Source organism: Sciscionella sediminilitoris, assembly GCF_000737195.2.
Classification (GTDB): domain Bacteria; phylum Actinomycetota; class Actinomycetes; order Mycobacteriales; family Pseudonocardiaceae; genus Sciscionella; species Sciscionella sediminilitoris.
The window spans coordinates 28,872-52,525 of sequence record NZ_JALM01000016.1; the positions used below are offsets into that span (position 1 = coordinate 28,872).

At 68.8% G+C, this 23,654-nt stretch carries 19 protein-coding genes; 17 read left to right on the top strand and 2 right to left on the bottom strand.

Annotated elements, in window-relative coordinates:
* Positions 1-28 precede the first annotated feature (28 nt).
* The 4 genes from secD to AD72_RS07610 all read left to right on the top strand — a co-directional run bounded on the left by secD (position 29) and on the right by AD72_RS07610 (position 5,931).
* A complete protein-coding gene (secD, locus tag AD72_RS07595; RefSeq protein ID WP_031465701.1) occupies positions 29-1,675 on the top strand; it encodes a protein translocase subunit SecD in 1,647 nt (548 codons plus the stop codon).
* Positions 1,672-2,982 carry a protein translocase subunit SecF gene (secF, locus tag AD72_RS07600; protein ID WP_037345126.1) on the top strand — a complete coding sequence of 437 codons (1,311 nt, stop codon included), beginning with the start codon at positions 1,672-1,674 and terminating at the stop codon, positions 2,980-2,982. Before secD ends, secF begins: the two co-directional genes overlap by 4 nt.
* Before the next feature lie 2 nt (positions 2,983-2,984).
* Entirely contained in the window at positions 2,985-3,503 is a 519-nt protein-coding gene (locus tag AD72_RS07605) for an adenine phosphoribosyltransferase (RefSeq protein WP_031465703.1), read from the top strand.
* Between the two features lie 67 nt (positions 3,504-3,570).
* Positions 3,571-5,931 carry a RelA/SpoT family protein gene (locus AD72_RS07610; protein WP_037345128.1) on the top strand — a complete coding sequence of 787 codons (2,361 nt, stop codon included), beginning with the start codon at positions 3,571-3,573 and terminating at the stop codon, positions 5,929-5,931.
* A gap of 54 nt (positions 5,932-5,985) precedes the next feature.
* Here the strand turns inward: AD72_RS07610 and AD72_RS07615 are convergent, their stop codons facing one another.
* Positions 5,986-6,873, bottom strand: a complete 888-nt coding sequence (locus AD72_RS07615; protein ID WP_031465705.1) for a peptidylprolyl isomerase — start codon at positions 6,871-6,873, stop codon at positions 5,986-5,988.
* A 168-nt stretch (positions 6,874-7,041) separates the two neighbouring features.
* On the opposite strand from AD72_RS07615, the gene AD72_RS07620 reads away from it, so the two are divergent.
* The 3 genes from AD72_RS07620 to AD72_RS07630 all read left to right on the top strand — a co-directional run bounded on the left by AD72_RS07620 (position 7,042) and on the right by AD72_RS07630 (position 9,729).
* Positions 7,042-7,734 (top strand): MBL fold metallo-hydrolase, encoded by a 693-nt coding sequence (locus AD72_RS07620; RefSeq protein ID WP_031465706.1) that lies wholly within the window; start codon positions 7,042-7,044, stop codon positions 7,732-7,734.
* An 86-nt stretch (positions 7,735-7,820) separates the two neighbouring features.
* Positions 7,821-9,086: a histidine--tRNA ligase gene (gene hisS / locus AD72_RS07625; RefSeq protein WP_031465707.1), complete on the top strand. Its 1,266-nt coding sequence runs from the start codon at positions 7,821-7,823 to the stop codon at positions 9,084-9,086.
* Positions 9,076-9,729: a hypothetical protein gene (locus tag AD72_RS07630; RefSeq protein ID WP_031465708.1), complete on the top strand. Its 654-nt coding sequence runs from the start codon at positions 9,076-9,078 to the stop codon at positions 9,727-9,729. The genes hisS and AD72_RS07630 overlap by 11 nt, the downstream gene beginning before the upstream one ends.
* A gap of 20 nt (positions 9,730-9,749) precedes the next feature.
* Here the strand turns inward: AD72_RS07630 and AD72_RS07635 are convergent, their stop codons facing one another.
* Complete coding sequence (locus AD72_RS07635) at positions 9,750-10,292, bottom strand: hypothetical protein (RefSeq protein ID WP_156365079.1); 543 nt, start codon at positions 10,290-10,292, stop codon at positions 9,750-9,752.
* A 224-nt stretch (positions 10,293-10,516) separates the two neighbouring features.
* On the opposite strand from AD72_RS07635, the gene AD72_RS07645 reads away from it, so the two are divergent.
* From AD72_RS07645 to AD72_RS07690, 10 genes are all read left to right on the top strand, one after another.
* Entirely contained in the window at positions 10,517-11,503 is a 987-nt protein-coding gene (locus AD72_RS07645; RefSeq protein ID WP_231644752.1) for an Rv2578c family radical SAM protein, read from the top strand.
* Positions 11,504-11,632: 129 nt separating this feature from the next.
* Positions 11,633-13,438, top strand: a complete 1,806-nt coding sequence (gene aspS, locus AD72_RS07650) for an aspartate--tRNA ligase (RefSeq protein ID WP_031465712.1) — start codon at positions 11,633-11,635, stop codon at positions 13,436-13,438.
* Between the two features lie 6 nt (positions 13,439-13,444).
* Complete coding sequence (locus AD72_RS07655; RefSeq protein ID WP_031465713.1) at positions 13,445-14,380, top strand: DUF389 domain-containing protein; 936 nt, start codon at positions 13,445-13,447, stop codon at positions 14,378-14,380.
* Between the two features lie 109 nt (positions 14,381-14,489).
* Positions 14,490-15,698, top strand: a complete 1,209-nt coding sequence (locus AD72_RS07660; protein WP_031465714.1) for a hypothetical protein — start codon at positions 14,490-14,492, stop codon at positions 15,696-15,698.
* A 1,054-nt stretch (positions 15,699-16,752) separates the two neighbouring features.
* Positions 16,753-19,773, top strand: a complete 3,021-nt coding sequence (locus tag AD72_RS07665; RefSeq protein ID WP_031465715.1) for a nitrate- and nitrite sensing domain-containing protein — start codon at positions 16,753-16,755, stop codon at positions 19,771-19,773.
* Positions 19,774-19,803: 30 nt separating this feature from the next.
* Positions 19,804-20,244 (top strand): roadblock/LC7 domain-containing protein, encoded by a 441-nt coding sequence (locus AD72_RS07670; protein ID WP_020501899.1) that lies wholly within the window; start codon positions 19,804-19,806, stop codon positions 20,242-20,244.
* Positions 20,245-20,251: 7 nt separating this feature from the next.
* Positions 20,252-20,749 (top strand): DUF742 domain-containing protein, encoded by a 498-nt coding sequence (locus tag AD72_RS07675; RefSeq protein ID WP_231644753.1) that lies wholly within the window; start codon positions 20,252-20,254, stop codon positions 20,747-20,749.
* Positions 20,730-21,338, top strand: coding sequence for a GTP-binding protein (locus AD72_RS07680; RefSeq protein ID WP_020501901.1), 609 nt, complete (start codon positions 20,730-20,732; stop codon positions 21,336-21,338). The genes AD72_RS07675 and AD72_RS07680 overlap by 20 nt, the downstream gene beginning before the upstream one ends.
* 37 nt (positions 21,339-21,375) lie before the next feature.
* Positions 21,376-22,473, top strand: coding sequence for a pyridoxal-phosphate-dependent aminotransferase family protein (locus AD72_RS07685; protein WP_031465717.1), 1,098 nt, complete (start codon positions 21,376-21,378; stop codon positions 22,471-22,473).
* Positions 22,470-23,639 carry a DNA glycosylase AlkZ-like family protein gene (locus AD72_RS07690; RefSeq protein WP_031465718.1) on the top strand — a complete coding sequence of 390 codons (1,170 nt, stop codon included), beginning with the start codon at positions 22,470-22,472 and terminating at the stop codon, positions 23,637-23,639. Before AD72_RS07685 ends, AD72_RS07690 begins: the two co-directional genes overlap by 4 nt.
* The last annotated feature ends 15 nt before the right edge of the window (positions 23,640-23,654 follow it).

Sequence of the window (23,654 nt, forward strand, 5' to 3'; positions counted from 1 at the left end):
CAGCGGCAATTGAGGAGATCGACGGACCGTGGCACCCCCGGCTGCGCGAATTCGCCCGGCACGTTACCTGTGGACGTTCCTGGCCATCGTGGTGATCCTGTACGGCTTGGTGTTCTTCACCGGTAACGGGAAACCGGAGCCGAAACTCGGCATCGACCTGCAGGGCGGAACGACCGTCACGCTCACCGCGCGCAGCCCGGACGGCAAGAGCCCACAGCGTGACCAGCTCAACCAGGCCCGCGAACTCATCGAGCAACGGGTCAACGGCATGGGTATCGCCGGTACCGAGGTGGTGCTGGACGGCAACAACATCGTGATCACCGCCCCCGGGCAGGGCGGCGACGATGTCAAGAGCCTCGGCCAGACCGCGAAGCTGAACTTCCGTCCGGTCGTCGGCCAGCCGGTCCCGTTCACCCCGCCACCGCCGGGGAAACAGCAACAGGGCGATCAGCAGAAGCCACCGGGCAACGCCTCGAACTCGCCGAAACCGCAGGGGCGTCCGGCCCCGGCAACCGACGCGGCCTCGCGCGCGGCCCCCAACGGGTCGGGAGCGGTGGACCCGAAGGTGGCCAAGGAAATCGCGGAGGCAAAGGCCACCCGGCAGAGCACTGATCCGAAGGTGCAACAGGCGGCGATCAAGGCGCTGGACTGCTCGAAGCCGGATCCGCTCGTCGGCAATGATGATGCGGACAAGCCGCTGGTCACCTGCAACAAGGAACATACGCAGAAGTACGTGCTCGGGCCGACTTTCCTGGACGGCCAGCAGGTCGCGAGTACCAGCTCCGGCATGGACCAGAGCAGCGGCGGCTATTCGGTGAACCTGACGTTCAAATCCGAGGGCGCCAAGAAGTGGGGCGACTTCACATCGAAGAACGTCGGCAAGCAGGTCGCGGTCGTGCTGGACAGCACCGTGCAATCCGATCCGGTCATCCGGGCGGCCACGTCCAGCAGCACCTCGATTACGGGGAACTTCAACCAGGAGGAGGCCAAGCACCTGGCCGAAATCCTCAAGTACGGTTCGCTTCCGCTGTCCTTCCACTCGTCGAACGCGGAGACGATCTCCGCGACCCTCGGCCTCTCCTCGCTGGAGGCGGGGCTGATCGCGGGCGGTATCGGGCTGGCGGTCGTGTTCATCTACTGCCTGATCTACTACCGGCTGCTCGGGGTGCTCACGATCCTGTCGCTGGGACTCTCGATCGGGCTGGTGTACGCGGTGCTCGTGCTGCTCGGCCGGTGGATGGGGTACAGCCTCGACCTCGCCGGGGTGGCTGGGGTCATCATCTCGATCGGTATCACCGCCGATTCCTTCGTCGTGTTCTTCGAACGATTAAAGGACGAGGTACGGGAGGGCAGAACCGTCCGGTCCGCGGTGCCGCGCGCCTGGGTGCGTGCGCGGCGCACGATCCTGTCCGCGGACGCGGTGAGCTTCCTCGCCGCCGCGGTGCTCTACATACTCGCCGTCGGGGATGTGAAGGGCTTCGCGTTCACGCTCGGCCTGTCCACGGTGCTCGACCTGGTCGTCGTGTTCCTGGTGACGCATCCGCTCGTCGCCTTGGCTTCGAAGTCGAAGACGCTTACCAAGCCGAGCTTCTCCGGGCTCGGTGCCGTGCAGAAGATGGGTGCGACCGCGCGTAAGCAGGCCGCTTCCGGGACCAGCGCCGGGGGTGCGAAGTGACCACGACCTCGACGAGCTCGACAGGGGACAACCGGGAAGAGGGCGGCTTCTTCCACCGGTTGCACACCGGGACCGGCGCGCTGGACATCGTCGGCAAGCGCAAGCGCTGGTACATCGTATTCGCGGCGCTGCTGGTGATCGCGGTCATCTCGATGGTCGTACGTGGGTTCAACTTCGGCATCGATTTCGAGGGCGGGACCAAGCTCGAACTGCCCGCGCACGGGGCCAATGGCACGATCTCGGTGGAACAGGCCGGTGACGCTTTCACCAAGTCCCTCGGCCACACACCCGAGGCGGTGCAGTCCGTGGGTACCGGTTCCTCGGCGAGCATTCAGATCCGCACCACCGACCTGAATGCCGCGCAGACGGCCAAGGTCAAGAGCGAGCTGTTCAACGATCTCAAGCCGATCGGTGCCGACGGACAGGCGAGCCAGGAATCGATCACCGATTCCGCGGTGAGCGCGTCCTGGGGCGGGGACATCTCCCAGCAGGCGTTGATCGCGCTCGCCGTGTTCCTGGTGCTGGTCGCGGTGTTCCTCGCGTTCTACTTCGAACGCTGGATGGCGGTCGCGGCGATCATGGCGCTGTTCAACGACATCATCGTCACCGCCGGCGTGTACTCGCTCGTCGGTTTCGAGGTCACCCCGGCGACCGTGATCGGTCTGCTCACCATCCTCGGGTTCTCGCTCTACGACACGGTGGTGGTGTTCGACAAGGTCCGGGAGAACACCCGCGGCCTGCTCGGGCTGACCAGGCGCACCTATCCGGAGGCGGCGAACCTCGCGGTCAACCAGACGTTGATGCGCTCGATCAACACCTCGCTGATCGCGCTGCTCCCGGTGCTCGGCCTGCTCATCGTGGGTGTCGCCCTGCTCGGTACCGGCACCCTCACCGACCTGGCTCTCGTGCAGATGGTCGGCATGATCTCCGGTGCGCTGTCCTCGATCTGCCTGGCGACACCACTGCTCGTGGACTTCAAGATGCGCGAGCAGCCGTACCGCCGGCAGCAGGCGCGGGTGTTCGAGCGCAGGCGCAAGCTGGCCGGGCGAGTCGCGGCCACCGAGGATGTCGACACCGGTGACGACGAGGCACTCGCCGCCGAACTGCGCAACGAGCAGGCCATGGCCGCGGCCTCGAGCGTGCCCGCGCGACCGGGCAAGAGCGGGGCCGCCCACCGCGCCGGTCAGCAGAAGGGCGGTAAGCCGCCGCAGGGCAAGGGCCAGAGCAAGACATCACAGGGCAAGGGGCAGCAGCAGCCGCGGCCGACCGGCAAGAGTAACCGGCCGAGCGGGAAACGGCGTTCATGACGATGCGCCTGGAGCGGGCCCTCGACCTGATCAGTGAGGTGCCCGACTTCCCCGAGCCGGGGGTGCGCTACCGCGATGTCACCCCGCTGCTCGCCGATCCGGACGGGTTCGCCGGGGTGACCGAGGCGCTCGCGGCGGAGATCCCGGACGAGGTCGAGCTGGTTGCCGGGATCGAGGCGCGCGGTTTCGTGTTCGCCGCCTCGATCGCGCAGGCGCGCGGGCTCGGCATGCTCGCCCTGCGCAAACCGGGAAAGCTCCCCAAGGTCGCCGCCGAGGTGTCCTACCAGCTCGAGTACGGTTCCGCCCGACTCGAACTGCCCGCGGACACGGTGCGGCCAGGGGCACGGATCGCGCTCGTGGACGACGTGCTGGCCACCGGGGGCACGCTCGCCGCCGCCGGCCGGCTCATCGAGTCCGTCGGTGCCACGGTCGTCTCGGTGAGTGTGGTGCTCGAACTGGCCGAGCTCGACGGCCGGACGGGGCTGACGGACCGGAAGGTGCACGCCCTGCGCACGTCCTGACAACGCTGCTTGGCCGCGCGAGTTATCCTGGTGGCTTCCCGACTACGGTCGAACCTGAATTAGGGGAGTGCGGTTGAGCCAAGAGGCCAAACCAGCCGTCGACACGCCCGAGGACACCACAGCCGGTCCCGGCACCAGCGAGACCACGGGCACGACGACGGCGACGAACGGCACGCAGCGCGGTGCTTCGGCGACGCGCCGTGTCCGGGCGCGCTTGGCGCGGCGGATCACCGCACAGCGCGCCGCCCCGGTCAAGCAGGTGCTCGAGCCTCTGGTCACGGTGCACCGTGAGCTGCACCCGAACGCGGACCTGGCGCTGCTCCAGCGCGCCTACGACGTGGCCGAACGGCTGCACCGCGAGCAGCGCCGCAAGTCCGGCGACCCCTACATCACCCATCCGCTCGCGGTGGCCACGATCCTCGCCGAACTCGGTATGGACACCACGACCCTGGTCGCGGCGCTGCTGCACGACACCGTGGAGGACACCGGGTACGCCCTCGACCAGCTCGGCAAGGATTTCGGCGACGAGGTGGCGCACCTCGTGGACGGGGTGACCAAACTCGACAAGGTCAAGCTGGGCAGCGCCGCGGAGGCGGAGACGATCCGCAAGATGGTGATCGCCATGGCCCGCGATCCTCGGGTGCTGGTGATCAAGCTGGCCGACCGGCTGCACAACATGCGCACCATGCGGTTCCTGCCGCCGGAGAAACAGAAGACCAAGGCGCGGGAAACCCTGGAGGTGCTCGCCCCACTGGCTCACCGGCTGGGCATGGCCACGGTCAAATGGGAGCTCGAGGACCTCGCCTTCGCGATCCTGCAGCCGAAGAAGTACGACGAGATCGTGCGGCTCGTCGCCGACCGGGCGCCGTCGAGGGACACCTATCTGCGCGGGGTGATTGACGAACTTTCCGCGCGGCTCAAGGAATCCCGCGTGCAGGCGAAGGTCGAAGGCAGGCCGAAGCACTACTACTCGATCCACCAAAAGATGATCGTGCGCGGCCGCGAGTTCGACGACATCCACGATCTGGTCGCGGTGCGCATCCTGGTCGACGATGTGCGCGACTGCTACGCGGTCATGGGTGTGGTGCACGCGTTGTGGCAGCCGATGCCCGGGCGATTCAAGGACTACATCGCCCAGCCGCGGTTCGGTGTTTACCAGTCGCTGCACACCACGGTGATCGGACCGGACGGCAAACCGCTCGAGGTACAGATCCGAACCGAGGAGATGCACCAGACCGCCGAGTACGGGATCGCGGCGCACTGGCGGTACAAGGAAACCAAGGGCGCGCACAACGGCAGCAACGTCGAGGTCGACCAGATGGCCTGGATGCGCAAGCTGCTGGACTGGCAGCGTGAGGCCGCGGATCCCGGTGACTTCCTCGAGTCGCTGCGCTATGACCTCGCCGCCAGAGAGATCTTCGTGTTCACCCCCAAGGGGGATGTGATCACCTTGCCCTCGGGTTCCACACCGGTCGACTTCGCCTACGCGGTGCACACCGAGGTGGGGCACCGGTGCATCGGGGCGCGGGTCAATGGCAGGCTCACCGCACTCGAACGCAAGATGGACAACGGCGACGTGGTGGAGATCTTCACCTCCAAGGCCGTGGATTCGGGACCGTCCCGCGACTGGCTGTCCTTCGTGGCCTCCCCGCGGGCGAAGACGAAGATCAAGCAGTGGTTCGCCAAGGAGCGCCGCGAAGAGGCGATCGACACCGGCAAGGAGGCGATCGGCAAGGAAGTCCGCAGGGTCGGTTTTCCCTTGCAGCGCCTCGTTTCTGGCGACTCCATGGGCGCGGTCGCCCGCGAGCTGCACCTGCAGGACATCTCCGCGCTCTACGCGGCGATCGGTGAGGGGCAGGTCTCCGCTCAGCACGTGGTGCAGCGGCTGGTCGCCCTGCTCGGCGGGGTGGAGCACGCCGAGGACGAGCTCGCCGAACGGCTGACCCCGTCCACCGTCACCGAACGGCGTGGTTCCGGGGATGCCGGGGTGATCGTGAAGGGCGCCACCGACGTCTGGGTCAAACTCGCCCGGTGCTGCACCCCGGTGCCCGGGGACGAGATCCTCGGCTTCGTCACCAGGGGCGGCGGGGTGAGTGTGCACCGCACCGACTGCACCAACGCCGATGACCTGCGCTCCACCCCGGAGCGGCTGGTGGACGTCGACTGGGCACCATCGGAGTCCTCGGTGTTCCTGGTGGCCATCCAGGTGGAGGCGCTGGACCGGTCCCGATTGCTCTCCGATGTGACGAAGGTGCTCGCGGACGAGAAGGTCAACATCCTGTCCGCCTCGGTGACCACCTCGAAGGACCGGGTCGCGGTGAGCAGGTTCTCGTTCGAGATGGGCGACCCGAAACACCTCGGGCACGTGCTGCGCGCGGTGCGCGGCATCGAGGGCGTCTACGACGTCTACCGGGTGACCTCGAACTGAGACGGCACCGCCGGGACCGGGTCCGGGTGTGTGCCACCCGAACCCGGTGCGCGCTCAGGACTTCGCCGCGGTGGCCTTGGTGATCGTCACCGGCTTCTTCGGCGCACCGTCCCCGGGCGTCGGCTGACCGGTCTGCGGATCGGTCGAGGGCTTGATGCCGGCCTTGGCGACCGCATCGATGGTGCGCAGCCCCTCCTCACCGATCGTGCCGAACACGTTGTAGTTCGGCGGCAGGTAGGTGTCCTTGAACACCAGGAAGAACTGGCTTCCGTTGGTGTTCTTGCCGCTGTTGGCCATGGCGATCGTGCCGCGCGGGTAGACGCGCATCTGCTGCCCCTGTGCCTGGGCGAGCTTCACCACCTCGGGCGGCGGGTTCTTGAGGTCCTTGGGCAGCTCGTCCGGACTGGTGTAGCCGGGACCACCGGCGCCGGTACCGAGTGGATCACCGCACTGCAGGATGCCCGCGGACAGCGGCTTCTGCTCGGCGACCATCTCCCGGTGGCACTTCGTGTTGTCGTAGAAGCCCTTGTCCAGCAAGTGCTGGATGCTCTGCACCGTGCACGGGGCCTTGGCGCGGTCCATCGTGACCGGGATCGGTCCCGCGGTGGTCTGGAAGTCGACCTGGACGGTGCCCTTCTTCGGGGTGCCGTACGGGTTCGGAGGCAACCCGACCTGCTTGTTCTTGGGCAGCTGCTTCTTCTCGGCCTCATTGGCCTTGTAGGCGCAGGTGTGTGCCCGGATGTCGGCCTCGCGCTCCGCCCGTACCTTGGCCTGGTGGTTGTTCCACCACACGATGCCGACCACGACAAGCACCACGACGACGAGCCCGAGCGCGGAGAAGATCAACAGCCGCTTGCGACGCTTGGCGCGGATCGCGGCGCGCTCGTTCCTGTGCGCCAGCTTGCGCTTCGCGGAGGCACGGCGCTGCTCATTGGTCGGCACCTGGAGAACTCCCTCGAAGGTCGATGAGTGATCACGTCTGGGGGTGCAGTGTATGGGCAGGCCGTGTGAATCCCGCGTACCCCTCGTCGGGATACCCTGGGGACACTGCTCATCGCGCGTCCGGCATGGTCGCCGCGCGATGTCTGTCGATATCCGGAGGTACAGTAAGTGCTCGTCGTTGGGTTCCCGGCCGGTGCGCTGCAGGCGAACTGCTACCTGCTCGCCGGCGGCGAGGGACAGCCGTGCGTGATCGTCGACCCCGGTCAGGACGCGGTCGAGCCGATCACGGAGGCGGTGCGGAAGTACCGCCTCTCGCCTGCCGCTGTGCTGTGCACCCACGGGCACTTCGACCATGTGTACTCCCTGGCCCCGGTGTGCGCGGAGTACGAAGTCCCCGCGTGGATCCATCCCGCGGACCGGATGCTGCTCACCGACCCGCTGCAGGGCCTTTCCGCGGACACCGTGGCCATGTTCGGCGGCCGGTTCGAGCTGCATGAGCCGGACGAGGTGCATGCCCTCGAGGACGGCGCGGAGCTGGACCTCGCCGATCTGCGGTTCACCGTCGTCCATACCCCCGGCCATACCGAGGGCTCGGTCGTGTTCCGCACCAGCACCGAGGACGGTGGCCAGGTACTCCTGTCCGGGGACACCCTGTTCGCGGGTTCGATCGGGCGCACCGATCTCCCCGGCGGTTCCAGCGAGCGGATGACCGCGACGCTGCGGGACCGGATCCTGCCGCTGCCCGACGAGACGGTCGTCCTCCCAGGCCACGGCTCCTCCACGACGATCGGCCAGGAACGCGCCGCGAACCCGTTCCTGCGGCAGCTGGAGGAGGCCACCGTCCCCGCAAGCGGACTGTGAGTCCGCCGCGCCGAGCGGGCCCCGGAACACGCCGAAGCCACACCGCACCATTGACGCGTCGAACAAGACAGGACATCACACACCCCATGAGCACCTTCAACGCGCCGAAAGGGATTCCCGAGTACTTCCCGCCGTCCTCGGCCGGGTTTCTCGCGGTCCGGGACGCACTGACCGACTCCGCCCGCCGCGCCGGATACGGCTACATCGAGCTGCCGATCTTCGAGGACACCGCGCTGTTCGCCCGCGGCGTCGGCGAATCCACCGATGTCGTGACCAAGGAGATGTACACCTTCGACGATCGCGGCGGCCGTTCGGTCACGCTGCGCCCCGAGGGCACGGCCGGGGTCATCCGGTCGGTGATCGAACACGGGCTCGACCGCGGTCAACTGCCGGTGAAGCTGTATTACACGGGCCCGTTCTTCCGTTACGAGCGCCCACAGGCCGGGCGGTACCGGCAGCTGCAGCAGGTCGGCATCGAGGCCATCGGGGTCGATGACCCGGCTCTCGACGCCGAGGTCATCGCGGTGGCCGACCAGGGATTCCGCTCGCTCGGGCTCACCGGCTACCGGGTGGAGCTCACCTCGCTCGGCGACCAGGACTGCCGTCCTGCCTACCGGGCCAAGCTGCAGGAGTTCCTTTCGGCGCTGCCGCTCGACGAGCAGACCCGGCACCGCGCGGAGATCAACCCGCTGCGGGTGCTCGACGACAAGCGTGCCGAAGTGCGCGCGCTGGTCGAGGACGCCCCGCTGATGGTCAATCACCTCTGCGAGCGCTGTGCGCAGCACTACGCGAGTCTGAAGGCAACCCTCGAGGACCTCGGCGTGAAGTACACCGAGAATCCGCGGATGGTCCGTGGGCTCGACTACTACACCAAGACGACCTTCGAGTTCGTGCACGATGGGCTCGGCGCGCAGTCCGGCATCGGTGGCGGCGGACGGTACGACGGGCTGATGGCCGAGCTCGGTGGTCAGGAGCTCGGCGGCATCGGCTTCGGCCTCGGCGTGGACCGCACCCTGCTCGCCGCCGAGGTGGAGGGGATCCCGATCGGCGAGGCCGCGCGCTGCGAGGTGTACTGCGTACCGATCGGTGCGGCCGCCAAACGCCGCCTGGCGGCGATCGCGGGTCGGCTGCGCGCTTCGGGCAGGCGCGTCGACCTCGCGTACGGCGACCGCGGTCTCAAAGGCGCGATGAAGGCAGCGGACCGCTCGGGCGCCCGGCTCGCGCTCGTGCTCGGGGACCGCGATCTCGAATCGGGGACCGCGGCGCTCAAGAACCTCGAGACGGGTGACCAGTCCACCGTGAGCCTCGACGCCGCCGTCGAGGAGGTTCTGCGAGTCCTGAATGACGGCTGAACAGCCGGGGGAGCGGTCCGAGCGGGTTCCCCTGGATCTCGCGAGCGAGGCGGTCGCCAAGCGCACCGGCCTGTACGTGGTCATCGGCGGTGTCGTGTTCGCCGCGGCGCTCGGCGGGGTGCTCGGCCTGGCCTTCGGGCGGCTCACCGGCCTGATCGTGGCCGTCGTGGTCGGTGTTCCCCTGATCCTCATGGGCCTCGCGGAACGCCGCAAGCGCATCTGGCTGGAGGGCACCACCATCCGCCAGCGTGGTTTCCGGGTCCGCGGGGTCGATCTGATGCGGGTCGGCCGGATGGAGATCCTGGTCGCCGATCTGCGCGGGAAACGCACCGTCGGTATCACCGTGGCGGGCCCGCCGGGGAACAAGGCGATCAACGTCGCGCTGGCCGCCTATTCGGGGCCCGCCGGCGCCGAACTCGGCATCCTCGCCCTTCGCCGTCTCGCGGATGTGTTCGCGAACGCCGAGCACAGCTCCGGTCTGGTGTACTCACAGCTGCTGGTCGCGCAGCTGCGCGCGGAGGCACGGGGCGCGGGTGCATCCGAACGGCCGTTGCATCAGCTGGCCATGATGTCCGGTGGCGGCGTGCGTCCCCGGCGTATCGACACCAAGGTCCTGGTGCGCTTCGTGGCCGAGCTCGGCTGAGGTTCGTGCGGGGGACCCGATCAGCGCGAATTCGGCCGGCTCACCGCGTGCTGCTCACCGGCCACTCGGCGCGTCGGCTGGTCCGCTGTGGTGCGCAGGGACTCGGTGAGCGCCCGCATCGAGCCGATCGCGTCCCGCAGCTGCCGCTCGGTGTGCTCGAGACGTTCGGTCGCCTCCCGCTCCGAGCCGGATGCCTCGAGCCGCCGGTGCACCGCTTCCAGCTGATGGCCGATCTCGGGCAGCTCCTCGGCGAGGAACAGGCCGAGCTTTTCCAACCGGTCCAGGGTCGCGCGCAGTCTCGTCAGCTCACGCAGGTGTGTCTCGGTGGAGCCGATCCGCTCGAGTGAGCCGGCGATCCTGGGCAGTGCGCGGGCCGCACCGAGCACCGTGGTCGCCGTCGACCAGGTCGCGCGGGCCATGGCGAACGGGTTCAGCAGGGTACTCAGCCGGGGCGGAGACCAGGATTGCGCTGAAGGCGAGCGCCGTCCCGGAGACGAGCTTCCGTTCGTGCTCGCGTTCGTCGCGGTTCCGGGTGCCGTCCGGTTCGTCGATGCGGTCGCCATCGGTACGGGCTCCTTCTGCTCGCCCCCGATCGGGGCCCACCTTACGGCGCTCGCGCGCGGGTAGAACCCCCTCTCGGCGATCGGGGACCGCGTACTTCCGCCGGGTGATCCGCGGGCTTACCCAAAGTCGCAGTTCTTGCAAAGTCTTCGAACATGTGTTCGACTCTAGAGTCATGAGGTGGTCCAGTCAAGCGGCAGCAGTCGAGCAGCCGACCCTGCACGGTATGCCCGGTTTTCGGCGGACCGTGCGGATCCCGGAGTTCGACGGCATCACCTTTCACGAGGTGCACGCGCGCACGGTGCTGAACAGCGTCCGAGGGCAGGGCATGCTCCCGTTCCGGTGGACCGTGAACCCGTACCGGGGCTGCAGTCATGGCTGCACCTACTGCTTCGCCCGCCGCACGCACGAGTACCTCGAATTCGATTCGGGGGCCGACTTCGACACTCAAGTGGTGGTCAAGGTGAACGCCGTGGAAGTGCTGCGCGGTCAGCTGCGTTCGGGCCTGCGCACCGGCCGCTGGCGGCGGGAACACGTCGCGATGGGCACCAATACGGATCCCTATCAGCGGGCCGAGGGACGGTATCGGCTCATGCCGGGGATCATCTCCGCCCTGGCCGAGAGCGGCACGCCGTTGTCGATCCTGACCAAGGGAACGGTCCTGACCAGGGATCTCCCGTTGCTGGCCGAGGCGGCGGGCACGGTGGAGGTCGGGCTTTCGGTCTCGATCGCCCTCCTCGACCGGGAAACCCAGCGGCACCTGGAGCCCGGTACCCCGAGCCCGGCAGCCCGGCTTCGGCTCGTGCGCAACATCCGGGACGCCGGGCTGTCCTGTGGTGTGCTCGTGGCTCCGGTGCTTCCCCTGCTCACCGACTCCACGGAGCGGCTCGACGCGATACTCGGCGCGGTCGCCGAGGCGGGAGCCACGAGCGCGACGGTGTTCCCGCTGCACCTGCGGCCGGGTTCGCGGGAATGGTTCGCCCGCTGGCTCGCCGAACATCACCCAGGGCTGGTCGAGCCGTACCGTGAGCTGTACCGCGCGGGCAGTTATGTCACCGCCCGGTACCGGCAGCAGCTGCGGGACCGGGTACGCCCGCTGCTGGCGAAGCACGGATTCGACCGGGAGAGCGCGCCCCGATGGCCGGAGAAGGGTGAGCTCCCGGACGGCGGAGCGGCCCTGCGGCCGGAACGCGAACAACTGCGGCTGTTGTGAGGACCCGTCCGCGTAAACCTGGTTGAGCAGCGAAGGGGTGGGTTGGTTAACCTGACCAGGTTCCATCGTCGGGGGTCGTCGTGGCCGGTCGTCGGCGTCGCAAGAGCAAACGAACAGGAGAGCAGCACCGTGATGCGCACCCATGAGGCAGGGACGCTCCGCGCCGAACAGGCAGGGCAGTCCGTCACCCTGAGCGGCTGGGTGGCCCGCAGGCGCGATCACGGCGGTGTCATCTTCATCGATCTGCGCGATGCGAGCGGCGTGGCCCAGGTGGTTTTCCGCGAGGGTGAGATGGCCGAGCGCGCGCACCGGTTGCGTGCCGAGTTCTGCGTGCGGGTGCGCGGCGAGATCGCGGTGCGCCCGGAAGGCAACGAGAATCCGGAGATCCCCACCGGAGCGATCGAGGTCACCGCGGACGAACTCGAGGTGCTGAGCGAATCGGCCGTGCTCCCGTTCCCCCTCGACGAGCATGTGGACGTGGGCGAGGAGGCGCGGCTGCGGTACCGCTACCTCGACCTGCGCCGTGAGCGCCCCTCCCGGGCGATGCGGCTGCGCAGCGAGACGAATCGGATCGCCAGGCAGGTGTTGCACGACAACGGGTTCATCGAGGTCGAGACCCCGACCATGACCCGATCCACCCCGGAAGGCGCGCGCGATTTCCTGATTCCGGCGCGACTGCGGCCGGGTTCCTGGTACGCGCTCCCGCAGTCTCCGCAGCTGTTCAAACAGCTCCTGATGGTCGCGGGAATGGAGCGGTACTACCAGATCGCGCGCTGCTACCGGGACGAGGACTTCCGTGCGGACCGGCAGCCGGAGTTCACCCAGCTCGACATCGAGATGAGCTTCGTGGACGCCGAGGACGTGATCGAACTGTCCGAGAAGGTGGTCTCCGCGCTGTGGCAGGAGCTGCTCGGGGTGACCCTGCCGAGCCCGCTGCCCAGGATCACCTACGCGGACGCGATGAACCGGTACGGCTCGGACAAGCCGGATCTGCGGTTCGGCACCGAGCTCACCGAGCTCACCGAATACTTCGCCGAGACCCCGTTCCGGGTGTTCCAGGCGCCCTACGTCGGGTGCGTGGTCATGCCCGGTGGCGCCGACCAGCCGCGCAGGCAGCTCGATGCCTGGCAGGACTGGGCCAAGCAGCGTGGGCACAAGGGCCTGGCCTATGTGCTCGTGGGCGAGGACGGCAGCCTCGGCGGACCGGTCGCGAAGAACCTCTCCGACTCCGAACGGGACGGGCTGGCGAAGGCCGCCGGGGCGAATCCGGGTGACTGCGTGTTCTTCGCGGCCGGTGACCCGGACGCGGCTCGTGGCCTGCTCGGCGCGGCGCGGCTGGAGATCGGCAAGCGCTGCGGCCTGATCGATGAGGACGCCTGGTCGCTGGCCTGGGTGGTGGACTTCCCGATGTTCGAGTCGATCGAAGAGGCCAACGCGGCCGGGGATGTCGCCGTGGGCAGTGGCCAGTGGACCGCGAAGCACCACCCGTTCACCGCGCCCGCTCCGGATTATGTGGACAGCTTCGACACCGATCCGGGTAGCGCGCTGGCGTCCGCGTACGACCTGGTCTGCAACGGCAACGAACTCGGCGGCGGCTCGATCCGTATCCACCGCCAGGACGTGCAGCAGCGGGTGTTCGACATTCTCGGCGTCTCGGCCGAGGACAGCAGGGAGAAGTTCGGCTTCCTGCTCGACGCGCTGTCCTTCGGTGCTCCGCCGCACGGTGGCGTCGCGTTCGGCTGGGACCGGCTCGCGATGCTGCTCGCTGGTGAGTCCTCACTGCGTGAGGTGATCGCCTTCCCGAAGTCCGGCGGCGGCTACGACCCGCTCACCGGGGCACCGGCTCCGATCACGGCCGCGCAGCGCAAGGAGGCCGGGGTGGACGCCAAACCACGCAAGGAAGGTGCCGAAGGCACCGGATCGAATCAGGGCTGAGCGCTCGTGCTGCACCTGCGGGTGGTCTGCCCGCGAGAACACTCCGACGAGGTCGTCCGGTTGCTCGACGGTCACGCCGGTGTAGCACACCTCGTCCGGCTTCCCGATGCGGTGCTGCGGCCCGCCGGTGATCTCATCGAGGCCGACGTGGCCCGGGAATCGGCCGACGACGTCCTGGCGCTGCTCTGCGATCTCGGTGTCGACCACAGCGGCGGCATCACCCTGGAGAACATCGACACCGCGATGTCCGATGCCGCCGACGCGGCCGAGGAGCGCGCACCGGGGGAGGGTGCGGACGCGGTGGTCTGGGAGGAACTGATCTCCCGGACCGGCGAGGAGTCCAGGCTCACCGCGACCTACGTGGCGTTCGTGACGCTCGCCTGCATGCTGGCCGCGGTCGGTGTCGTGACCGATTCACCGGTGACCATCGTCGGCGCCATGGTCGTGGGGCCGGAGTTCGGCCCGCTGGCCGCGATCGCGGTCGGCCTCGTCGGCAAACGCTGGGATCTCGTGCGCAGGGCGCTGCTCGCCCTCGTCGCGGGTTTCGCGTTCGCGATGGCGGTGACCGGTGTCTGTGCCTGGCTCGGTGAACGGTTCGGCCTGTTCACCATCGAGAAGGTCATGCACGCCGCCCAGGTCGATTTCATCTACCGGGTCGGCCCGTTCTCGCTGATCGTGGCACTGCTCGCGGGCGCGGCCGGGATGCTCTCGATGACCTCGGCCAAGTCGGCGGCGCTTGTCGGCGTGTTCATCTCGGTGACCACGATTCCGGCCGTCGGCTATGCCGTGATCGCGGCGGTGACCGGGCAATGGGGCCGGTTCGGCGGCTCGCTCGGCCAGCTCGCGGTCAATCTCCTCGGCATCGTGGTGGCCGCGACCGCGGTGCTCTTGCTGCGGAAACGACGGCGCGCGGCCATGACGAGACCGCTGAGCAAGGGTTAAGAGTATGGCGGTCACTTGTGCGGCGCGAGTAGGCTCGAGTACGGCTGAATTCATGGGTGCAAAGAGGGAAACCGTTGCCGGGCAACGGATTTGCCAGGTCAGGGGCTGAATGGGCGCGCGAGCCGATGTTGCGAGCACGGGCGGGAACACCGTCCGTTCCGGCGAGCGAGCCCTCGAGCTCGCCGTCACCGCGGCGCAGAATGTGCTTTCCGGGCGGTTCGGTGCCGCCGTGCGTCTTGCCGAACCCGAGGACCTCGGCGGCAGTGAACGGTCCACCGTACTGCGGGCTAAGGTCGCGGAGACACCGTTCACCCTGCCCAAGACGTTGGTGGTGAAGCACTACGGTCCGAGCGCGGGCGCGACGGCAGCGGAATCCTTCGCCAGGGAGGCGGTGAGCTACCAGCTGTTCACCGCGCTCTCCGAGGACGAGCGGATGTGCCCGGAACTGTTCGCACACGACGCGGGGGAGCGGGTGCTGGTGCTCGAGGATCTCGGGCACGCGCCGACGCTGGCGGACAAACTGCTCGGCAGGGACGCGACGGCTGCCGAGCGTTCCCTGCTCACCCTCGCCCGCTCGCTCGGCAGGTTGCACGCCACCACGGCGGGCCGCGAGGCGGACTTCGACGCCCTGGTGCGCCGGATCGGAACCGACTGCGGGCCGGATCCGCTCGCCCGGCAGTGGCAGCGGGCCGTCCGCGAGCTGCCGGAGGTCTTCACCGAGGCACTGGGCATCGATCTGCCGCAGGCAGGCACCACCGTGCCCGAACAGGTGGCCTGGCTGCTCGAGGGATCCAAGCATCGCGCGTTCAGCCCGGACGATCTGTGCCCGGACAACAACATGATCACCAGCAAGGGCGCCCGGTTTCTGGACTTCGAGGGCGGCCGGGTGCGGGAAGTGCTGCTCGACGCGGCCTACCTGCGCGTCCCCTTCCCCTCCTGCTGGTGCGCCTTCGACCTGCCGCGCGGGATGAGTGAGGCAATGCTCGCGGCCTGGCGGGCCGAGGTGACCGGGATGTGGCCGGAGTTCGCCGACGACGAGGTGCTGGAGCCGCAGCTGCTCGACGCTCAGCTGTTCTGGGTACAGCTGTCCACGTGGTGGTTCCTGCCGCGCGGCGCGGAGCGCAACGCCCGGATCGACGAGCATCTGCCCTCGCCGAAGCGGGCGGCTGCCCTGTACGCACGGTGGCAACGGCTGGCCGAGGACGCGGAGCGTCTCGAGCGCTACTGGCTGTACGACTACGCATCGGCAGTGGTCGATGGGCTCGCCGCCCGCTTCGAGGGCGAATTGACACTGGCGTCCTATCCGGCTTTTCGATAAGGCCGACATCTACCGTGCGTAGTATTGACGGTTGACAGAACTCCGGCCGGTTCGTGGGACTCCGAACTGTGCGCTCTGCATGTTGCCAACCATGGATAGTCGGCAACACCGTTTCCCCGGCGCGTAGTCGGGCCGAAACGGCGGAGCTTTTTCGTATTGCCGAACCCGATGGTGGGCGCGCCGAGGCGGCGCCGGGTCAACTCGATTGAACAATTGTGCCACGCCGGTGAGTTGGGAAAACCGGATCCAGCCGCCGAGGAAAGGAGTTGCCGAAGGCTGAAAAAAGATTCGGAGGAGTCCGTATTATTGCGGGTATATTGATCCGGAGACAGCCCTGAAATTCTCGTAACACCAATTCGTTTTACCGCCGTGATCGCGGCGTCGAAGATCCTTTTGTGGCGCAATGGATGCCCATGCTAATTCTCTGGCGAACTCGATGCCTCAGTGGGAAAATTCTGACTTGAGGGCATGGCGTGTCACTCAATAGGGGGCAATGCGCTCGCAGCGTGTGTTTGGGTACACCTGATCGGATGATGGGCCGCATTCACACGGTTCAGTGCAGCTCGTAAGCCGTACTGGCGGTGCTTCGCCGTGAGGGTGACAGCATCCGGGGGTTGAGCTGGCGGACGGTAACCGCAGGGACACGGTATTCACCGGAATAGGTCACGCGAATGGGTGAAATACCGACCACCTTGCGGTGCTGTCCCGAAAGGCAATTCTGCATCGCATATGGTGCTGTAGCGAAGTTTACGAGGCTGTTATGGTGAACGCCCCCTGGCGCGGTTGATGGAAAGAATGGTGCTGGCTTGCGGGTTCATGTTCAAGTTCGGAGCGCTCGCGGCCGATATCGGATAGCAGAACACAGTTGCGGGTCCGTTCGTCCTCGTGCGGACGGGTGCGCAACAGCGACCGACCGCCATGGCATGGACAGGAGGCTGCCGATGACCTTCGGGGTACCCGGCAACGAACGGGGCCGGTGCACCGTACGGGGCTTTCGGTTTCCGGAGGTAGAACCGGCGTGGCAGACGGATCGGCGCGATCGGAGCGAGCGCGCGTGACCAACTCGACTTCGGAGTCCGCGACGGCCCAGAACTCCCGGCCGAACCGGTTCGGCCTCGCCGCGCGTCTCGCGGTGCTCGCCCTCGTCCCGCTGGTCCTGCTCATCGTGGTGGGCGCGGTGCTCTTCGCCGGGCGGCTCAGCAGCTCGGCGCAGCGCGGAACCGACGCCGACCTCGTCGGGCTCGGCAAACAGGTGAATACCCTGATCACCGCGGTGCAGGTGGAACGAAGGACGGCGGCGGGCGGACCGCGTGGCCAGGCTCCGCGTGCGGTCGACGACGCGATCGGCGCGCTGCGTTCCGCGGTCGCGGACACCGAACTGCCCGACGGACCGGCGAAGGACGCCTGGCAGCGCACCGACAAAGGACTGGCGGCGCTGGGCGCGATCCGGTCCTCCGCTGCGCGCGGCGGCGGCGCGGGCATCACCGAGTACACGGGGCTGATCGATTCGCTGCTCGGCTTCGAGCGCGCGGTGGCCGGTGCTCCGCGCGACGGTGGGCTTACCACCAGGGCGACCTCGGTGACCAGCCTCGACGAGGCCCGTGAGGAACTGTCCGATCAGGAAGCCGTGCTGCTCTCCGGGATCGCGCGCGGCCAGCTCACCCAGCCGGAGTCGGTGACGGTCCGCGATGCGGGTGTCCGGATGGACGCCGCGCTCGAGCGGTTCCGCGCGGTGGGCACCGAATCGGATGTCGCCAAGCTCGACACGAGCCTGAAGAAGACCGACCTGGACCGGCACTCCGCCCTGGTGACCGAGGCGTTCAAACCAGGACGCATCAAGGTCAGCGCGGCGGACTGGTCCGCGTCCTCGGCGGCCGTCGCCGGACAGCTGCGCGGGGTCACCGAGAGCGTCGAGGGCGAACTCACCGCGCAGGCGAACTCGCTGCACGACTCGGCCCGTACCGCGGCGATCGTCACCGGGCTGCTCGTCCTGTTCGCGGTGCTCGCCGCCGCGGCCGTGGCGGCGTTCGCCGGACGAAGCCTGGTCCGGGCGGTACGGCAGCTGCGGCGCAAGGCGCGGGAGATCGCCAGGCGCAGCCTGCCGACCGCGCTCGCCGAACTGCGCGAAGGCAAGCCGGTGAGCACCGAGATCGAACCGTTGCCCGCCGGTGGTGGCGCGGAGCTGGACGATCTGGCGCGCTCGTTCGACGCGGTGCACGGGGAAGCCCGTAACCTGGCCGCGGCACAGGCGAGTCTGCGCACGAACTACGGAACGGTGTTCGTCAACCTCTCCCGGCGCAGTCAGACCCTGGTGCAGCGTCAGCTCCGGCTGATCGAGCAACTGGAACGCGACGAGGAGGACCCGGACCACCTCGGCACCCTGTTCGCGCTCGACCACCTCGCGACCCGGATGCGGCGCAACAACGAGAACCTGATGGTGCTCTCCGGTGCCGAGCCGAACAGGGCATCCGCGCAGCAGCCGGTTTCCCTCGAGGACCTGTTGCGCGCGGCGGTCTCGGAGATCGAGCAGTATCGCAGGGTGGTGCTCGCGCCCCCGCCCGCCGCGACCGTGCTCGGTTACACGGCAGGAGACCTGGTCCGGCTGGTCGCCGAACTGCTGGACAACGCGACCGCGTTCTCCGCGCCCGACACCACGGTCACCGTGAGCACCTCGCTCGCGACGGACGACTCGGTGCTCATCGAGGTCAGCGATGCCGGTATCGGTATGCGCCCGGAGGAACTGGCGGCGGCCAACGAGCGGCTGGCCGCCGCGGAGGCCGAGGAGGTCCCGGCATCGCGGCGGATGGGCCTGTTCGTGGTCGGCAGGCTGGCGCACCGGCAGGGCGTGCACGTGGCGCTGCGCGCGGGCGAGGAAGGCGGCCTGCTCGCGGGTATCCGCATCCCGCGAACCCTGCTTGCCGGGGTCGCGGTCCCGGACGGCGGGCTCGGCACCGAACACACCCGTTCGGCGGGCCGGACCCGCAAGGACACCGATGACACGGTGGAGACCGTGCTGCCGCGCCCGGCGCAGCCCTACGGCAGCCGGGAACCGGCCACCCCGCCACGGCGGCCGCGCACGGAACAGCCGCCGCGAGCCGAGCAGCCGCCCGCACCTCAACCACCGGCGCAGCCACCGGCCCCACCGCAGGCCGCGGCCGCCGCGTCGAACGGGTTGCCGCGCAGGACGCCGAAAGAGCCGCCGGAGCGCACGCCGATCTTCGATTCGATGCTCTCGGCCTGGTTCTCCGATCCCGGTGTGGCCGCCGATCCGATCGCCACCCCGGCCGGTGCAGCGGCCCCCGAGGCCGAGGAGGCGGAGCAGGCGGCCCGGCAGGCTGCGGACCAATCGGCCGCCGAGCAGGATGCCACGGTGCTCGGCGGTTCGGAGACCGAGCCCGAACGGTGGCGGTTCGCCGCGGACGCCGGATGGCAGGCCGTCGAAGAGGTCGCCGAGGTCCGGCAGGACACCTTCACCGAGGCGGGCCTGCCGAAGCGGACTCCGAGGGCCAGGCTGCTCCCGGGCAGCGTTCCGGACCGGACCGGGGCCGACCAGGGCACCGAACGTGCCGAGCCCGGACCAGCGACGCAGGGAGCCAAACACCGCAGCGCGGACTCCGTTCGCTCGCGACTGGCGAGTTTCCAGCGCGGACTGCGCCAGGGCAGGCACAGCGTCGGCGACGAGCAACCACCCGTGCAGCGGGCGAGCGCGGACACCGAGTTGTTCACCCCCGAGCAGGAGGCGCCGCAACCGAGCGGGGACACTACGGGCTCGTGGGCGTTCGACCCGGATGGCGAACAAACAGCGAACGGAACCGCAACCGCCGCCCCCGGCGGCACGGACGCGGAGTCGTTCACCGAGGCAGGACTGCCGAGGCGGAGGCCGAAAGCGCAGCTCGTGCCGGGGAGTCAGACCCCGAATGGGAGGCCGGAGGCCATGGGGCCGCCGGACGCGAACGGGGTGCGCAGCAGGTTGGCCAGTTTCCAGCGTGGTCTCTCGGAAGGGCGCCGCAGTGTCGGCATTCCGGAACGGGAGCTGGACGAGGACCAGCATGCCTATCAGTGGGAGAACGAATGACGGATGCGCAGTTCGAAGTGAGGAGTGGGCATGAGTGAAGGGCAGTCGACACAGGACCGGTTCGGCTGGTTGGTCACCGACTTCGCCGACCGCGTGCCGGGCGTGGCACACGCCGTCGTCGTCTCCGCGGACGGGTTGCTGCTCACCGCGTCGGCCCGGCTGCCCGCCGACCGCGCGGACCAACTCTCCGCCGTGGCCTCCGGACTGATGAGCCTCACCCAGGGAGCGGCACGCTGCTTCGAGGCGGGCGTGGTGCGCGAGACCGTGGTGGAGATGGAACGCGGCGTGATGCTGCTGATGGCCATCTCCGACGGGTCCTGCCTCGCGGTGCTCGCCGCGCCGAGCTGCGACATCGGGCAGGTCGCCTACGAGATGACGCTGCTCGTGGACCGGGTCGGGCAGATGCTGACCCCCGAACTGCGCGCCGAACTGCAGGGCTCGGCGCACGACATGACTCGCCAAGCCGTGTGAGGGCACCATGAGTGACACCGACAGGGAAACTCAAGCGGAGGCCGAGGGGCCACCGGTGTCCGGCACCTCGGGTACCCCACCGGAACCGCGGGCGGGATCGGATGCCCTGTTCCGCTCACCGGCGGCGACGGCGGAGCGGGCACTCGAGGAATCCGAGGACCCGGAGGAAGCGGTCTCGCTGGTCCGGCCCTATGCGTGGACCCAGGGACGCACCGAGTCGAAGGTGCATCTCGAACTCGAGACCATGGTCTCCACGGCGGCCCGCTATGGTTCCGCGAAAAGCATGGGACTGGAGCACCAGTCGATCGCCGAACTGTGCCGCCATCCGCATTCGGTCGCCGAGGTGGCCGCGAAGCTCTCGGTACCGCTCGGTGTCGCGAGGGTACTGCTGTCCGATATGGCCGAGCTCGGCTTGATCAAGGTGCACCAGACGGTCGCGGACGACGATATGGCCGCGCATCTGGTGTTGATGGAAAGGGTGTTGCGTGGACTCCGTCGACTCTAGGGAACCCGCAGCGGGCTCGCAGTCGCTTACCTCGGCGAAAATCGTCGTCGCCGGGGGATTCGGCGCCGGTAAGACCACGTTCGTCGGCGCGGTCTCCGAGATCGTCCCGCTGACCACCGAGGCGATGATGACCACCGCGTCGAGCGGGACCGACGACCTCTCCGCGACGCCGAACAAGGCGACGACCACGGTCGCCATGGACTTCGGCAGAATCACCCTCGAGGACAATCTGATCCTCTATCTGTTCGGCACACCCGGTCAGCACCGGTTCTGGTTCATGTGGGACGACCTCGTGCGCGGCGCCATCGGGGCGATCGTGCTCGTGGACACCCGGCGGCTCGCGGACTCGTTCGCCGCGCTGGACTTCTTCGAGGAACGCGGCCTGCCCTACATCGTGGCCGTGAACTGCTTCGACGGGGTGCTCCGGCACGAGGTGGACGACATTCGCGAGGCCATGGTGATCGACGAACGGCGCCCGATCGTGCCCTGCGATGCGCGCAATCGGAAGTCGGTCAAGCAGGCCCTGATCACGGTCGTGGAGCACGCGGTCACCGAGCTGACCCAGCGCGCACCGACTCCGGTGCGCTGAACCCGCGGCGCGAGGGGCGCGGCGTTAGGGTGGGCGCATGTCGTTGGTAGATCGCGCTCTTCTCGGTCCAGGCCCGTGCAATCCCTACCCGGAGGCGACCACAGCGCTCGCCGCGCCCATCCTCGGGCACCTCGATCCCGCGTTCCTGCGGTTGCTCGACGAGACCTGTGAGCGGCTGCGGACCGTGTGGGGCACCGGAAACCGCCGGACCCTGCCGCTGTCCGGAACCGGCTCGATCGGCATGGAGGCGGCGTTCGCGAACTTCGTGCGCCCGGGTGACCCGGTCGTGGTCGCGGTGAACGGGCTGTTCGGGCAGCGGATGACCGATGTGGCGGCCCGGTACGGGGCGAACGTGATCGCGGTCGAGCACGAGTGGGGCCAGCCGGTGGACCCGGAGCGGGTGCTGGACGCGCACCCGTCGCCGCGGATCATCGCGGCCGTGCACGCCGAGACCTCGACCGGGGTGGAGTCGGACATCGGCGCGCTCGGGCGGGGGATCGCGGCGCGGTTCCCGGAGACGCTGCTGCTCGCCGACTGCGTGACCTCGCTGGCCGGGATCGAGGTCCGGGCCGACGACTGGGGTATCGACATCGGCTACTCGGGCACCCAGAAATGCGTCGGTGTGGCGCCCGGTCTCGCCCCGTTCACGGTCTCCGAGAAAGCCTGGGCCGCGCGGGTGGAGCAGCCGCCGACCTGGTACCTGGATCTCGGCATGATCGGGTCCTATGTGGACGGTCAGTCCGGCGGGCGGACCTATCACCACACCGCACCGGTCGCCATGATCGCCTCGCTGCACGCGGGACTCGGCAGGGTACTCGAGGAAGGGCTCGATGCGGTCCAGGCACGGCACGCGGAGGCCGGCGCCTACCTGCAGGACGGGCTCGAGGCGATGGGGCTCGAACTGTTCGCCGCGAAGGGATCCCGGCTCCCGGAACTGACCACGGTGCGGGTACCGGAGGGGGTCGACTCGGCGCAGGTGCGCGGCCGGTTGCTGGAGGAGTACGGCATCGAGATCGGCGCGGGCGCCGGTGCCTACGCGAGTACGGTGTGGCGCATCGGCCTGATGGGGCACAACGCCCGGATCGCGCGGGCGGAACTCGTGCTCGGGGCGCTGCGCCGCCTGCTGGGGCGATGAACACCCGGCTGCGTGCCTGGTGGTGGGCGCGTCAGGGACTGGACGGTTCGCTGGCCGGCGCGGCACCCGAGGAGGTGCTCGCGTCGACCGGCTGGGCCCGTTCGGTCGGTGGCTCGAATCCGTATCTGAGCCTGCACGCGCGCTCCGGAGGTTCGCGCCGGCTCGCCGATGAGGCCGTTGCCAGGCTGGCGATCCACGAACTGCCCAGTGCCCGCGGCTGCACCTATGTGGTGCCCGAACGGGACTACGCGCTCGCGCTGCAGGCCGGTGCGGGCGGCCCGGAGGCAGAGCTGAAGGTGCTGGACAAGCTCGGTGTGCCGGGTACGGAGATCGAGGATCTCGGCGCGGCGGTCCTCGAGGCGCTGACCGAACCACTGACCCCGAAACAGCTGCGGGACCGGCTCGGTGACGCGGTCCGCGGGCTCGGCGAGGAGGGGCGCAAACGCGGGCAGAGCACAACCCTGCCCGCGGCGCTCGGGGTGCTGCAGTCGCGCGGCGCGATCCGCCGTATCCCGCAGGACGGGCGGCTGGACCGGCAACGGTTCGCGTACGCCAGATGGGAAAACCCGCCACACTGGCCGGATGGGGAGGAGCAGGCGCGCACCGAACTGGCGCGGCACTACTTCGAATGGGCCGGTGCCGCGAGCCTGGCGCACCTGCGCTGGTTCACCGGATTCACCGCGAAGGCGGCCAAAGCCGCGATCGCCGAACTCGGTCTCGTCGAGCTGGGCGAGGGTCTGCTCGCCCTGCCCGAGGCGGCCGCCGAGTTCGGCGAATACGTCCCGCCGGACCGGCCGGACTACAACCTGCTGCACGCGCTGGACGGGCTTTTCCTGCTCCGGCGCGATATCGGGACGCTGATCGAGCCCGCCGACCGGGAGCGAGTGGTGCCGCACGAACGCGGCAGGACCCTCGGTGCGCTCACGGATTTCGCCGACCACGTCATCGTCGACCGGGGGACCGTGGTCGGGTTCTGGCAGTTCGACCCGGAACGCCAGGAGATCGCCGCGCAGAGCTTCGTGCCCGAGGACGAGGCACTGCGCGCCGTGATCGCCGAGACCGAGGCGTTCATCCGGGACGAGCTCGGTGACCACTCCTGGAACCCGCTGGACAGCCACACTTCGCGGGCACCACGGATCGCCGCGCTGCGCAACGCCGAATACTGAGCGGCACCGGACCGC